The organism is Ruegeria sp. BH8, assembly GCF_056538065.1.
Genome location: NZ_JBQFSP010000001.1, coordinates 135,587 through 150,411, shown reverse-complemented (window position 1 = coordinate 150,411; position 14,825 = coordinate 135,587). Strand labels below are relative to the sequence as shown.

The following is a 14,825-nucleotide window of genomic DNA, read 5'->3' as shown; positions in this document are numbered from 1 at the left end:
ACCCACCTCTTGCCGGACAGCCTAGTTTGAGGTCAGCGTTATAGCAGCGCCCGCCTCAGGCTCAAGCCGGGGACGCAAGCCCAGCAGAGGTGCCACGCGACCGATAAGTTCGGCAGCTACTGGCACCGCGGTCCAGCCTGCGGTGCGGCGTTTTTCGCCGTATGCCACGATTGAGGGTTCATCCAGCGTGACGATCAGCACATATTTCGGATCGTAGGCCGGGAAGATCGTTGCGAAAGTGGCGATGACCTTGTCTTCGTAATACCCGCCGCGTGGCTTGGGCTTGTCTGCCGTGCCGGTCTTGCCAGCCACGTCATACCCTTTCACCTCGCCAAAGCTGGCGGTGCCATCCGTCACCACCTTGCGCAGCATTTTCTGCGCCTGACGCGCGGTTCCCTGCGACATCACGCGGGGGCCATATTGTGGACCGTTCTGGCGCAGGATGGTCGGGCTGACATAGTGCCCACCATTGGCGATCGCCGCATATCCCGCTGCAAGGTGCATCGGGCTGGTTGACAGGCCGTGGCCGTAGGAAATGGTCACAGTGCTCAGCTCGCCCCATTTCTTTGGCTTCAGCGGCACACCGCCCGTGGCCTCGACAATCTCGAACGGGGTCGGGTCGAACATGCCAAGCGCATTCAGAAAATCCTGCTGCCGCTGCGCGCCGATCTGCAACGCCAGACGCCCGGTGCCACGGTTCGAACTGTGGACGATCACATCCGCCACGCTGATCTTGCCGTAATTCTTGCCGTTGAACTCTCCGATCGGGAAGCGCCCGATCTTCATCGGGCCGGATGTATCGATGATGGTGTTCGAGTTTACCAGCCCAAGTTCAACCGCCTGCGCGGCGGTGAAAATCTTGAAGACCGATCCCAGCTCGTACACACCCTGCACATAGCGGTTGAACAGCGGGCTGTCCGAGGGATCAAACCCCGAGGTCGGCGGGCGCGGACGATCATTGGGATCGAATGAGGGCAGCGAGGCGGCGGATAAAACCTCGCCCGTATGCGCATTCATCAGAACCGCGGATGCGCCCTTGGCGTTCATGATCTTCATACCGCCATAGAGCACCTGTTCGACCGCGGCCTGAATGGTCAGGTCCAGCGACAGTTGCAGCGGCTTGTTGCCATTGGCCGGGTCGCGCAGATAGTCGTCAAACTGCTTTTCCACCCCGGCCACACCGATCACCTCGGCGGCGCTGACGCCCTCGCGGCCAAAACCGGAGCCGCCCAGGATGTGCGCGGCCAACTTGCCGTTGGGATAGAGGCGCATCTCGCGCGGGCCAAACAGGATGCCGGGATCACCGATGTCGTGCACGGCCTGTTTCTGTTCGGGCGAAATGCGTTTCTTGATCCACAGGAACTTGCGCTTGCCAGTGAAATCCTTGACCAGACGCTCTTTATCCAGATCGGGGAAGATCGCGACCAGCTGATCTGCTGCCGCAATCGGATCGATCATCAGTGGCGGCTGCGCGTAGACGGAATAGGTATCCAGATTGGTGGCCAGAATGCGCCCTTCGCGGTCGACGATATTGGCGCGCTGCATAGCAATCGCGGCCCCCGGCGCATTGGCCAGTGGCTCCTGCACCTCGGACGTTGCCAACATGCCCATGCGGACGCCAACCACCGAGAATGCGCAGAAGAAGAACAGCCCCAGCACCAGCAGACGCCCTTCGGCGCGGGCGCGGGCGCGGTCTTTCATGTCTTCGTGGCGCTTGCGGATGTTTTCACGCTCGATCGCCTTTGGGTTTTCGCCACGGGCGCGGGCGTCAAGGATACGGGCCAGTGGACGAAGGGGCGTGCGTGTCATGGGATCTGCACCTCGCCCAATGCCTGAATGTCGGTGATGGCCTGCAATTCAATCGGGTCAACGATGGGCAGGTCCGGGTCTTCGGCAAAGGCAATCTGATCGGCGCGCCCGAACTGTTCGGCCCGCAGAGGCAGCAGACCAAGGCGTTCAAAATTCAGGTCCGCCAGCTCTCGCAGCCGGTCGGGGCGGTTCAAATAAGCCCATTCGGCGTTCAGGACCGCCAGCCGCACCTGCGCCATGCCGATCTCGCGTTGCAGGGATTGCGTTTCCTTCACCACCTGTTGGGTGCGATAATTCTCCTGATAGGCCCAAAGCGCCAATCCGAACACGGACAGAGCAGTCAACACATACAAAACACTCTTCATCTTGCCCTTCCCCCAAGTTGAGGCATTCCAATGGCGCGGGCCTCAATTTCCCCCGCCGGAGCATCGGTGCGGATCACGACACGCAGCTTGGCCGAGCGCGCGCGCGGGTTTTCCTGCAATTCCTGTTCGTCGGGTCCTACGGCCTTGCGGGTCTTCAGCGTGAATTGCGGCTGGTCCTGTTCCATCTCGGGCGCATAGCGGTTCGCACGCCCTGTTTTGCCCGCGCGCGACTGAAAGAACCGTTTGACCATCCGGTCTTCGATGGAATGGAAGGTGACAACGGCCAGCTGCCCACCGGGTTTCAGCGTACGTTCGGCGGCCATAAGGCCCTGAAACAGCTCTTCATATTCGGCATTCACCGCGATCCGCAGACCCTGAAAACTGCGCGTTGCGGGATGCGATTGCCCCGGTTTCGGGCGCGGCAGACAGGATTCGACAATCTCGGCCAGACGCAGGGTGGTTGTGATCGGCGCCTCGGTTCGCGCCCGGACAATCGCCTTGGCAATCCGGCGGCTGGCGCGTTCTTCGCCATAGTGGAACAGGATATCGGCCAGTTGCGCCTCGGTCGCTGTGTTTACCAGATCGGCGGCGCTTTCGCCTTGCTGGCTCATCCGCATATCCAGCGGACCGTCCTTCATGAAGGAAAACCCGCGCTCGGCCTGATCCAGCTGCATCGAGGACACGCCAAGATCCAGCACAACGCCATCCAGATCCTGCGCATATTCGTCCATGCGCGAGAATACGCCGGGCTGCATCACCAGCCGGTCGCCGTAATCCTGCGCCCAGTCTGCTGCCATTTCAAAGGCCAGCGGGTCACGGTCTACCCCGATGACCTTGTCGGCCCCGGCCTCCAGCAGACCGCGCGTATAGCCGCCCGCGCCAAACGTGCCGTCCAGCCAGATGCCCGTGACCGGCGCAACTGCGGCCAGCAAGGGGCGCAACAGAACAGGAATATGGGGTTTTTCAGATGAGGACGCAGCGCCGGCCATGCCGTTACGCATCCCCGGTGCCGTCTAGGAACTGCATCGGATCAAAATCGTCCGGCAGATCATCCATCCATTCTTCGGTCTTGGCCAGTTCCTCGACTTCGTAGGTCTCGGGTTTCCAGATCTGAAAGGTGTCACCTGCGGCAATAAAGAACGCCTCGCCTTCCAGACCGATCTTGCTGCGCAGCTTGGCGGGCAGCACAAGGCGCCCGGTTTCGTCCACGTTGGTCGGGAAGGACTGACCATGGAACATGCGCTGCAACATCCGCCGCTGCATCGAGCCGCGCGGCAGGGCATCGATCTTGGCATCAACCTCGTCAATCGCCTGCATGGTATAACATTCAAGGAACTTGCGGCGGTGGTCACCATAGACAATCACCAGTTCGGGGTTGTCACCGGGCTGCCAGTTGGGATCGGACGATTCAAGCACACGGCGAAACGAGGCCGGGATCGACACCCTGCCCTTCGTATCCACCTTGTGGTGGCTTTCACCTCTAAACCTGCGCGCCAAGACGACTGTCCCTTTCGCTTGCGCCCCACCTTGAATTCACGTTCCCCCCGGATGAAAAACGGCGGGTTGATCTGCTGCCACTGATCAACCCGCCGCATTGACCCGCTTTGCGGGATGTCCAGCTGCGCGCGCCACCTGGGGGGATGTCTGCTCGCCCGCGCGCCGGATCTCTTGGTTGATGAAAGCGAGATGCCTGTATGAAACCTGAATATTTTTGGTCGGGGTCGTTTGGTGCCCCTGCTGCCTCGTCCTCATCGGATGTATAAGGGATGACATGGGAATTCATGGAAATCAATAGGAATTTTGCGCAACGTGTCATGAGGAACACGGCCAGACTGGATTGTCACTGAAGGATTCGAGCTTCGTGACACCAGTTTTAGCGGGTGGCGAATAACACACCCCTATATATTGGAAAATTCATCGGTCGAAATTTTTCCCGCGATTTCCCAAGAATTTTGCCCACTTTTCTTTTGGACTGGAAATATTGGCCTCAAATGCACAATCCGCCCTTCGAATCGTTCAGAATTTCGGGTCGTTTTCCAGCAATCTCCCCCACGCGACCACATCGCCCCATGATTTCCCACGAGCGATTTACCCAAGCCTTGTCAACATCAGAACGGATATGTTTTGCCCATTTTCCCGCCGAGTGCGCTCAATTCAAAGGCAGGCCACCGGGAAGGGCCAAATGCCCCTGTCAAAGCTGACCTAGGGTCGACCCCATATTTTCAAGGCGCATCGCTGCGAAATGAAAAAACTGAGCCAATCTATGCATTTGCTGCATAGCAGCATTGATGTCGCGACCTATTGTGCAATTGCAGCATTTGCCTATCTTCAGTCTCAAGCAAGGGCCGGACGATACCGGCAAGACAAAAAGATACGGATGATGAGCATGGCAGTCGCAAGCACGCATACAGCAGTAAAGAACGCACCGGCGTTCGGTTTTGGCGCAGTTCTGGAAAACGCAAAGACCCGGTTCGTGCGCTATCGCATGTATCGCCAGACGGTCAATGAACTGTCCGCCCTGTCGAACCACGAGTTGGCCGATCTTGGCCTGCACCGCTCGATGATCCGCCGCGTTGCCCTGCAGGCGGCAAACGAACAAACCGCGCGATAAGCACGACACGCATACTGAGATCAGGCCCTTCCTCCTCCCTTAGGGTCTGTAATCAGCGGCAACGTCTTCCTCCTCCCTGACGTTGCCGCACCTAATACCGGCCTCAACCCGCCGGACACGGATACATCGGGGCGTCCTCCTCCCTGCCTTGATGTTGAAAGCGCGCGGCGATGTCTTCCTCCTCCCTGACATCGCCGCGTCTTCCTCATACCGGGTTCAAACCCGGGTTCGCATACATCAGGGCTCTCCTCCTCCCTGCTCTGATGTTGACAAGACGGCGGTTCCCTCTCCTCCTCCCTGGGAACCGCCGTTTTCTGTTTTTCGGACACTGGTGTAGGGTGGCGTCCTGATTTCTGATGCGGAGGATGCCATGGCCGCCTATTTTATTGCGCAGATCAACATTCACGACCCGGACGGATACCAGGGCTATCTGGCAGGTTTCATGCCGATCTTCGACCGCCACGGCGGTCGCCTGCTGACGGTCTCATCCAAACCGGTCGAACGGATTGAAGGCGATTGGCCCGAAGGCGGGATTGTGTTGATGGAGTTTCCGGATCTTGCAGCAGCGAAAGCCTGGAAGGACGACCCGGATTACATTGAGCTGGCGAAGATCCGACAGGCCACCGCAACCACCAATCTGGTTCTGGTCGACGGGATATGACGGTTCAGAACGGGACGTCATCCTTGTTGGTCAGAAAACGCGAGACCACTTTCTTGATGCCCGCCTTGTCGAAATCGACCTCGACCTTGTCACCTTCTATCCCGATCACCGCGCCGTAGCCGAATTTCTGGTGAAACACCCGTTCGCCCAGCGTGAAACTGGCCAGTGCGGTGGCGTCGATCACCGTGTTGCGGCTTTCGCGGGGTTGCGACATGCCATATTGGCCCTGCCGCGCCTGCAACCGTCTCCAACCCGGTGAGTTATAGACATTGGCTTCGGCCGCGCGGGTTTCTATGCCCGCCGTCTGATGCCCACCGCCATAAAGGCCCGGAGGTGTCAGCACATCGACATGGTCCTCGGGCAACTCGTCAATGAAGCGCGAGGGCATCGAGTTCTGCCATTGCCCAAATACCCGCCTGTTGGCGGCGAAGGAAATCGTGCAAACCTCTTCGGCACGGGTGATGCCGACATAGGCCAGACGGCGTTCTTCCTCGAGCCCTTTGAGGCCGGTTTCGTCCATCGACCGCTGCGAGGGGAACAGCCCGTCTTCCCAGCCCGGCAGGAAGACGACGGGAAACTCCAGCCCCTTGGCCGCGTGCAGGGTCATGATGGAGACTTTGGCCCCGTCACCGTCCTGTTCATTGTCCATGACAAGGCTGACATGTTCCAGAAACCCTTGCAGGTTTTCGAAATTGTCCAGTTGGTTGACCAGTTCCTTGAGGTTTTCCAGACGCCCCGGCGCTTCGGGGGTCTTGTCGTTCTGCCAATGGGCCGTGTAGCCGGATTCGTCGAGGATGATCTGGGCCAGTTCAATGTGAGACAGCTCTGGCTTACCGTACACGGTGCGCCCAACGAAAATGGGCATTTCCCCTTCTATCAACTCATCATGTGGCTCTTGGACAATCTTGGCTGGGCCGAGCATCTCGCGCCGCCATCGAGCTATATCATCAATCAATTGTTTAAGAGCCTTGCCGCCCTTGCCCTTGATCATGCCATTCTCAACCGCGATCCGCGCACCTTCGACCAGAGACACGCCGTTCTCACGCGCCACAATCTGAATGGTCTGCTGCGCCTTGTCGCCCAATCCGCGTTTCGGCGTATTCACGATCCGCTCGAACGCCAGATCATCCTCGGGGCTGGTCACCAGCCGGAAATAGGCCATGGCATCGCGGATCTCCATCCGCTCGTAGAAACGCGGGCCGCCGATCACCTTGTAGGGCAGACCGATGGTCAGGAACCGGTCCTCGAACGCGCGCATCTGGTGCGAGGCGCGGACGAGGATGGCAATTTCGTTGAGATCAAACTTTTGGAAAGTAGCTTCCAACGAAAGCCCTTCTTGTTGCCTCATTGTCAATTCCCAAACGAGGTCTTGGTTACTTTCTTCCGCCCAAAAGCCATCTTCCGCAAAGAAGCTCTTATGCTCCTTCAACTGATCAAGAACTTGCTCTCTGCTATTAAGCTCTCGTAGTGCGCCCAATTCGTCGAGACGCTCCACTTCTCTCATCATTTGTTCTGATCGAGAGTTTTGCCTTCGTTTAGCAAAAGGTGAACTTCCGTTAGCAAGGTCCTCGATCTTCTCGCCAATCCAGCGAGCTTCCTCTTCACCGTCCCAATGACCGATCAGGCTGACCTTCTCTCCATTTTTTGCAGCCGTCCATAGCTCTTTACCTAAACGGCTTTCGTTCCCCCGAATGACGTTGGAAGCTGCCGCCAGAATATGCGGGGTCGAGCGGTAGTTCTGCTCCAGCCGCACCACATAGGCACCGGGAAAGTCCTTTTCGAACCGCAGGATGTTGCCGACCTCGGCCCCGCGCCAGCCATAGATTGATTGGTCGTCATCACCCACGCAGCAGATGTTCTTGTGCCCCCCGGCCAGCAGGCGCAGCCACAGGTACTGGGCGACGTTGGTGTCCTGATACTCGTCCACAAGGATGTAGCGGAACCAGCGCTGGTATTGTTCCAGAACATCCGGGTGGGTCTGGAAAATCGTGACCATGTGCAGCAGCAGGTCACCAAAATCCACTGCATTCAGCTCGCGCAGACGGGTCTGGTACTGGGCATAAAGTTCAATGCCCTTGTTGTTATAGGCCCCGGCATCCGCCGCAGGCACCTTGTCGGGCGTCAGCGCACGGTTTTTCCAGTCATCGATGATCCCCGCCAGCATTCGTGCCGGCCAGCGTTTGTCATCGATATTGGCGGCGCGAACCAATTGCTTGAGCAGGCGCAGCTGGTCGTCGCTGTCCAGAATGGTGAAGTTCGATTTCAGATCGACCAGTTCCGCGTGGCGGCGCAGCAGTTTGACGCAAATGGAATGGAAGGTGCCCAGCCATGGCATTCCTTCGGCGGGTTGGCCAAGCAGGCGGCCTACTCGTTCCTTCATCTCGCGCGCGGCTTTGTTGGTGAAGGTCACCGACAGTATCTCGTTCGGGCGCGCGCGCGCTGTGTTGAGCAGATGCGCAATCCGGGCCGTCAGCGCCTTGGTCTTGCCCGTCCCCGCCCCGGCCAGCATCAGAACCGGGCCGTCCAGGCGTTCGACCGCGTCACGTTGCGCCGGGTTCAGCTCATCCAGATAGGGCGAAGGGCGCACGGCCATAGCCCGCGCCGACAGGGATGCGCCTTCGAAGGCGTCCATTTCGTCAAAACTGCTCATGACCCCAAACTACGCCGGATGGAGGCCGAGGGAAAGAGTTTGTTCACGGCTTGTTCGCAAGGATTTTTCACGTCTTTTTGCATTCAATTCTAAACAAAGATGCCGCTGCCCTGTGGGGCTGTTAACCCTCTGTCAAGTCCTGGCCCGGATGCTGGTTCCATTGCTGTGGGAGTGGAACAGATGGAAGCGAAGGAACTGACGGGCGGGTCGTCACGGCTGAAACTTGTGGGCGTTACCCTGATTCTGATCGCGCTGACAGCGGCAGCGGGATGGGGCATCTACGCGGCTCCTGCCCCGGTTGTGGACCGCATGTTGGAATCGGATTTGCGAAAAGACGCCATGCAGCTAAGCCGTCAGGTCGAAAGCCATCTGAACGATCTGGATGCAACGTTTCGGTACCATGAACTGCACGAGCATGACGCGGAATTCCTGATGCTGCTGCCCGAAACCTCGGACATCTACCGGTTCAAGCTGTTTGATGCGTCCGGTCAGGTGTTCTGGTCGACCCGGGCCAGTGATGTCGGGGCCGTGAACACAAAACATTACTTCCATTCGGTCGTCGCCGCCGGAAGGGTTTTTTACAACCACGAGGAAAAACCCGCGGCAGAGGTTGAGTCGATTGACAATGACCCCGCCGGACATGCGGGCCCATTCACCCGACATGTGGCCGAGGTTTATACACCGATCATCAAAGACGGCGTTTTCCTTGGCGCTATCGAGTTTTATTCGGACATCACCAATCTCAGAACCCTGTTCATCACGCGCGTGCGTCTGTCGCTGGCGTTGCTGAGCAGCGTCGCGTTGCTGGCGCTGGCCACGGTCATCCTGATTGTCCACCGCACCAACCGCCGTCAGATGCGTGATCTACACAAGCGCGCCGTGAAAGAACGCGAACTGATGGGAGAGCAGCTTCGCCTGGCGCGTGAGGTACGCCTGCTGGGCGAGTTGAACGAGTGGCTGCAATCGAGCCGCTCACTGGATGAGCTTTTCGACATGGTGGCCCGCTTTATGACCCATATCCTGCCCGAGGCTGAGGGCAGCGTGTACGTCTATTCCAACTCGCGCGATGTGCTGGACGGGTGTGCCAGCTGGAACGGGGGAACGCATAAATCTCATATCCATCCGGAAGGATGCTGGGGCTTGAGGCGCGGCCGGACTTATGAGTTCGGTGCCTCAGAGATCGATTTTGTCTGCGAACATGCCGAACCGCATGACGGGCGGCCCTATTTCTGTTTTCCCATTCTGGCCCACGGGGAAACCGTTGGTCTGTTGCATCTCCGCGCGGCTGAGGGGCGAGAGGCCTGTTTCCATAAAAGCCGCAAGCTGGCGCAGCTGTGCGCCGAACAGATCAGCATGGCAATCGCCAATGTCCGTATGCGCGATCAGCTGCATGACCAATCGGTGCGCGACCCGCTGACCGGGCTGTTCAACCGCCGCCACATGACCGAGACATTGCGCAAGGCCATCAGCCGCAGCCAGCAGACCGGCGCCGCGCTGAGCCTGATTGCCGTGGACGTCGATCACTTCAAGAAATTCAACGACACGCATGGTCATGACGCCGGAGACATGGTGTTGCGCGCGGTCGGCGCGGCGCTGGAACAGGGCTGCGACCGGGACGAGATCGCCTGCCGCATCGGCGGCGAGGAATTCATGCTGATCCTGCCCGACAACAGCCCCGAAGATGCCATGACCCGGGCCGAGCAGTTGCGCCAGTCGGTCGAGGCGGTCATTGTCCGCTATGGCGAAAAGGCCCTGCCCCGTATCACAATCTCGGTCGGGGTCGCGCATTACCCCGCCCACGGCACCATGCCGCAGGATCTGATGCGAGCCGCGGATGATGCGCTGTATGTCGCCAAGGACAAGGGGCGCAATCAGGTTCACGTCGCCGCCGGGGCGCTGGAGCAGGCCAGGCGCGTTCCCGCAACGGGTAAACGCCCATCGCCGGAAGCCGCTTGAAAACCTTGCCGAATCGCCCCGCAGGCCGGATCAATCCTTATGGACCTGCACAGTACCTATCCCGGTATTCCCGATCTGAAACGCCGCGCACGCCGTCGGCTGCCGCACTTCGTGTGGGAATATATCGACAGTGGCACCGGGATTGAAACGACGCGGCATCGCAATCGCAAGGCACTGGATGATGTCCGTCTGAGCCCCTCGATCCTGCATGGGGACCTTGAATTCGATACGTCGGTGAAAATCCTGGACGGCACCTGTCCTTTGCCCTTCGGTATTGCGCCGATCGGGATGTCCGGGCTTGTCTGGCCTGATGCAGAGCGGCTACTGACACAGGCCGCCGCCAAGGCAGGCATTCCCTATTCGCTATCGACGGTGGCCAGTCAGAGCCCCGAAGACCTGGCCCCCTATCTGGGCGAGACCGCGTGGTTCCAGCTGTATCCGCCAAGGGACCCAGAAATTCGCATGGACATGCTGAACCGGGCGCGCGGGGCGGGATTTCGAACTCTGGTTCTGACCGCTGACGTCCCGGTGGCATCGCGCAGGGAGCGGCAGACGCGCTCGGGCCTGCGGCAGCCACCGAAACTGACACCGCGCCTGCTGGTACAGATCGCTCAAAGACCCGCCTGGGCTTTGGGTATGCTGCGCAGCGGTGTTCCGCACATGCGCACTCTGGACAAATATATCGATGACCCTGGCGATCTGCCGCCGACGGCCCATGTCGGATACCTGCTGCGGACTTCGCCGGATCTGGATTACGTCAAATGGCTGCGCGATCATTGGGATGGGTCGTTTGTCGTGAAAGGCATCCTGCGCCCCGAGGATGCGGACAGGCTGGAACAGGTGGGTGTGGACGCGCTGTGGGTGTCGAATCACGGGGGCCGACAGTTCGATGCAGCCCCGGCCAGCGTCGAGGTTCTTCCCGCAATCCGGAGCGCGACCCGCCTGCCGCTGATTTTCGACAGCGGTGTCGAAGGCGGGCTGGATATCCTGCGTGCGCTGTCGCTGGGCGCGGATTTTGTCATGCTGGGGCGTGCTTTTTTGTACGGTCTTGCGGCACTTGGCGCTAAAGGCCCTGCGCATGTGATCGATATCCTGAGGCAGGATCTGCACGCGAATATGGGTCAGATGGGACTGGCCGATCTATGTCAGTTTGAGACGAAACGCTAAATTATTGATGCTGCAACGCGGCATCCCTATAAGTGTGCCGAGGCCAAAGGGCGTTTGCGAGCGATAACATGCCGGTTCTACCCAGAAGAACGGATGTACCTGTGCGTATTCTCCGCCCAATAAGACGCCCAAACACCAAAGACCGGGACCTGATATGACAGACTTCAACAAGATCCTGATCGCCAATCGCGGCGAGATTGCCATCCGCGTCATGCGCGCAGCAAACGAGATGGGCAAACGCACCGTCGCTGTTTACGCTGAAGAAGACAAACTGGGCCTGCACCGGTTCAAGGCGGATGAGGCCTATCAGATTGGCGAGGGCATGGGTCCGGTCGCGGCGTATCTGTCGATTGACGAGATCATCCGCGTGGCCAAGCATTGCGGCGCGGACGCGATCCATCCGGGCTATGGCCTGCTGTCTGAAAACCCCGATTTCGTGGATGCCTGTGTCAAGAACGGCATCACCTTCATCGGCCCCCGGGCCGAGACCATGCGCGCATTGGGTGACAAGGCCAGCGCGCGGCGCGTGGCCATCGCGGCCGGTGTGCCTGTCATTCCAGCCACCGAGGTCCTGGGTGATGACATGGACGCGATCCGCAGGGAGGCCGCCGAGATCGGATACCCGCTGATGCTCAAGGCGTCCTGGGGTGGCGGCGGGCGCGGGATGCGCCCGATCCAATCGGAGGATGAACTGGAAGAAAAGGTTCTGGAAGGCCGCCGCGAGGCTGAGGCCGCTTTTGGCAATGGCGAAGGCTATCTGGAAAAGATGATCACCCGTGCCCGCCATGTCGAGGTGCAGATTCTGGGCGACAAGCATGGTGAGATTTATCACCTTTATGAACGCGACTGTTCGGTCCAGCGCCGGAACCAGAAGGTCGTCGAACGCGCCCCTGCCCCTTACCTGAGCGAAGAACAGCGCGCCGAGATTTGCGAACTGGGCCGCAAGATCTGCGCCCATGTGAATTACGAATGCGCGGGCACTGTCGAGTTCCTGATGGATATGGAGACGGGCAAGTTCTACTTCATCGAGGTAAACCCCCGCGTACAGGTCGAACACACGGTCACCGAAGAGGTCACCGGCATCGACATCGTTCAGGCGCAGATCCTGATCGCCGAGGGCAAAACGTTGGCCGAAGCCACCGGCGCCGCCAGCCAGGCCGAGGTGCATCTGAACGGTCACGCGCTGCAAACACGGATCACCACAGAAGACCCGCAGAACAACTTCATCCCCGATTATGGCCGGATCACCGCTTATCGCTCGGCCACGGGCATGGGCATTCGTCTGGATGGCGGCACGGCCTATGCGGGCGGTGTCATTACGCGGTATTACGACTCGCTGCTGACAAAGGTCACCGCCTGGGCGCCGACGCCCGAGAAGGCGATCAGCCGGATGGACCGCGCCCTGCGCGAGTTCCGTATTCGCGGCGTCAGCACCAATATCGATTTCGTTATCAACCTGCTGAAGCACCCGACCTTCCTGTCGAATGAATACACCACCAAATTCATCGACACGACGCCGGATCTGTTTGCCTTTAAGCGCCGCCGCGACCGGGGCACCAAGGTTCTGACCTATATCGCCGATATCACGGTGAATGGTCATCCCGAAACCAAGGACCGCCCCGAGCCGCGCGCCGACCTGAAAGTCGCCAAGCCCCCCGCGCAGAAGGCCGAGCCGCGGATGGGCACGCGCAACCTGCTGGAGCAGAAAGGCCCGCAGGCCGTGGCGGACTGGATGAAAGCGCAGCGGCAGCTGCTGATCACCGACACCACCATGCGCGACGGGCACCAGTCGCTGTTGGCGACCCGGATGCGGTCGATCGACATGATCAAGGTGGCGCCAACCTATGCCGCTAACCTGCCGCAGCTGTTCTCGGTCGAGTGCTGGGGCGGTGCGACGTTCGACGTGGCCTACCGGTTCCTGCAGGAATGCCCATGGCAACGTCTGCGCGACCTGCGCGAGGCAATGCCGAACCTGATGACACAGATGCTGCTGCGGGGCGCAAACGGGGTTGGGTACACCAATTATCCCGACAACGTGGTGCAGGAGTTCGTGCGCCAGGCATCGAAGAACATCGACGTCTTCCGCGTCTTCGACTCGCTGAACTGGGTCGAGAACATGCGCGTTGCGATGGATGCTGTAATCGACAGCGGCAAGATCTGCGAGGGTACCGTTTGTTACACTGGCGATATTCTGGACCCTGACCGCGCCAAATATAACCTGAAATACTATGTCGGAATGGCCAAAGAGTTGCGCGACGCAGGTGCGCATGTTCTGGGTCTGAAGGATATGGCGGGCCTGCTGAAACCTGCCTCGGCCAAGATTCTGATCCGGGCGCTGAAGGAAGAGGTTGGGTTGCCGATCCACTTCCACACCCATGACACGGCCGGTATCGCCAGCGCGACCATCCTTGCCGCCTCTGAGGCGGGCGTGGACGCGGTGGATTGCGCGATGGACAGCTTCAGCGGCAATACGTCCCAAGCAACGCTGGGCACCGTGGTCGAGGCGCTGCGCCACACCGACCGTGACACCGGGCTGGACATCAAGGCGATCCGCGAGATCAGCGATTACTTCGAGGCCGTGCGCGGACAGTATGCGGCCTTCGAATCAAGCCTTCAGGCCCCGGCGTCCGAGGTGTATCTGCACGAGATGCCAGGTGGTCAGTTCACCAACCTCAAGGCGCAGGCGCGCAGTCTGGGTCTGGAAGAGCGCTGGCACGAGGTCGCGCAGATGTACGCCGATGTGAACCAGATGTTCGGTGATATCGTAAAGGTAACGCCCTCGTCGAAGGTTGTTGGCGACATGGCGCTGATGATGGTCAGTCAGGGCCTGACCCGCGAGCAGGTCGAGGATCCGGCGACAGATGTGGCCTTCCCCGACTCGGTCGTCGACATGATGCGCGGCAATCTGGGTCAGCCTCCGGGCGGCTTCCCGAACACCATCATCAAGAAGGTGCTGAAAGACGAGGCCCCCAATACCCAGCGCCCCGGCAAGGACGTGCCTGCCGTCGATCTTGAGGCCACCCGCGCCGAGCTGTCCAAGCAGTTGGAAGGCAAAGAGGTCGATGACGAGGATCTGAACGGGTACCTGATGTATCCCAAGGTGTTTCTGGATTACATGGGCCGTCACCGGATTTATGGCCCGGTCCGCACTCTTCCCACGCGCACCTTCTTCTACGGCATGGAGCCCGGCGAAGAGATCACGGCCGAAATCGACCCCGGCAAGACGCTGGAAATCCGGTGTCAGGCCATTGGCGAAACGGATGAAAAGGGCGAGGTCAAAGTGTTCTTCGAACTCAACGGCCAGCCGCGTGTGATCCGGGTGCCGAACCGGATGGTCACATCAACCACTCAGGCGCGCCCCAAGGCCGAGGTCGGCAACCCCGATCATGTCGGGGCGCCGATGCCGGGTGTTGTGGCCACGGTTGCCGTGACCGCAGGCCAGCAGGTCAAGGAAGGTGACATGCTGCTGACCATCGAGGCGATGAAGATGGAAACCGGCATCCATGCCGAGCGTGATGCGACCGTCAAAGCCGTGCATATCCAGCCCGGCGGCCAGATTGACGCAAAGGACCTTCTGATCGAACTGGAATAAGACGGAAAACAACC

Annotated in this window: 10 protein-coding genes; 5 read left to right on the top strand and 5 right to left on the bottom strand. The window is 59.7% G+C overall.

Annotated elements, in window-relative coordinates:
• Nucleotides 1-21: 21 nt before the first annotated feature.
• The 4 genes from ACR0AD_RS00770 to mraZ are packed head-to-tail and all read right to left on the bottom strand — an operon-like array spanning nucleotide 22 to nucleotide 3,671.
• Nucleotides 22-1,809 carry a peptidoglycan D,D-transpeptidase FtsI family protein gene (locus ACR0AD_RS00770; RefSeq protein WP_480486299.1) on the bottom strand — a complete coding sequence of 596 codons (1,788 nt, stop codon included), beginning with the start codon at nucleotides 1,807-1,809 and terminating at the stop codon, nucleotides 22-24.
• Nucleotides 1,806-2,174 (bottom strand): cell division protein FtsL, encoded by a 369-nt coding sequence (gene ftsL / locus ACR0AD_RS00765; RefSeq protein WP_209504535.1) that lies wholly within the window; start codon nucleotides 2,172-2,174, stop codon nucleotides 1,806-1,808. Before ftsL ends, ACR0AD_RS00770 begins: the two co-directional genes overlap by 4 nt.
• A complete protein-coding gene (rsmH, locus tag ACR0AD_RS00760) occupies nucleotides 2,171-3,163 on the bottom strand; it encodes a 16S rRNA (cytosine(1402)-N(4))-methyltransferase RsmH (protein WP_480486300.1) in 993 nt (330 codons plus the stop codon). The genes ftsL and rsmH overlap by 4 nt, the downstream gene beginning before the upstream one ends.
• 4 nt (nucleotides 3,164-3,167) lie before the next feature.
• A complete protein-coding gene (gene mraZ / locus ACR0AD_RS00755; protein ID WP_209504537.1) occupies nucleotides 3,168-3,671 on the bottom strand; it encodes a division/cell wall cluster transcriptional repressor MraZ in 504 nt (167 codons plus the stop codon).
• A gap of 889 nt (nucleotides 3,672-4,560) precedes the next feature.
• Between mraZ and ACR0AD_RS00750 the strand changes: the two genes are divergently transcribed.
• Together ACR0AD_RS00750 and ACR0AD_RS00745 are read left to right on the top strand one after the other, a co-directional pair.
• On the top strand, nucleotides 4,561-4,785 hold the full coding sequence (locus ACR0AD_RS00750) for a DUF1127 domain-containing protein (protein ID WP_480486302.1): 225 nt from the start codon (nucleotides 4,561-4,563) through the stop codon (nucleotides 4,783-4,785).
• A 370-nt stretch (nucleotides 4,786-5,155) separates the two neighbouring features.
• Nucleotides 5,156-5,446, top strand: a complete 291-nt coding sequence (locus ACR0AD_RS00745; protein WP_480486304.1) for a DUF1330 domain-containing protein — start codon at nucleotides 5,156-5,158, stop codon at nucleotides 5,444-5,446.
• A 4-nt stretch (nucleotides 5,447-5,450) separates the two neighbouring features.
• On the opposite strand, the gene ACR0AD_RS00740 is transcribed toward ACR0AD_RS00745, so the two are convergent.
• On the bottom strand, nucleotides 5,451-8,096 hold the full coding sequence (locus ACR0AD_RS00740; RefSeq protein ID WP_480486305.1) for an ATP-dependent helicase: 2,646 nt from the start codon (nucleotides 8,094-8,096) through the stop codon (nucleotides 5,451-5,453).
• A gap of 180 nt (nucleotides 8,097-8,276) precedes the next feature.
• On the opposite strand from ACR0AD_RS00740, the gene ACR0AD_RS00735 reads away from it, so the two are divergent.
• The 3 genes from ACR0AD_RS00735 to ACR0AD_RS00725 all read left to right on the top strand — a co-directional run bounded on the left by ACR0AD_RS00735 (nucleotide 8,277) and on the right by ACR0AD_RS00725 (nucleotide 14,811).
• Nucleotides 8,277-10,052, top strand: coding sequence for a sensor domain-containing diguanylate cyclase (locus ACR0AD_RS00735; RefSeq protein WP_480486307.1), 1,776 nt, complete (start codon nucleotides 8,277-8,279; stop codon nucleotides 10,050-10,052).
• Between the two features lie 39 nt (nucleotides 10,053-10,091).
• Nucleotides 10,092-11,219: an alpha-hydroxy acid oxidase gene (locus ACR0AD_RS00730; RefSeq protein ID WP_480486309.1), complete on the top strand. Its 1,128-nt coding sequence runs from the start codon at nucleotides 10,092-10,094 to the stop codon at nucleotides 11,217-11,219.
• Nucleotides 11,220-11,373: 154 nt separating this feature from the next.
• Nucleotides 11,374-14,811: a pyruvate carboxylase gene (locus tag ACR0AD_RS00725; protein ID WP_480486311.1), complete on the top strand. Its 3,438-nt coding sequence runs from the start codon at nucleotides 11,374-11,376 to the stop codon at nucleotides 14,809-14,811.
• Nucleotides 14,812-14,825 lie beyond the last annotated feature (14 nt).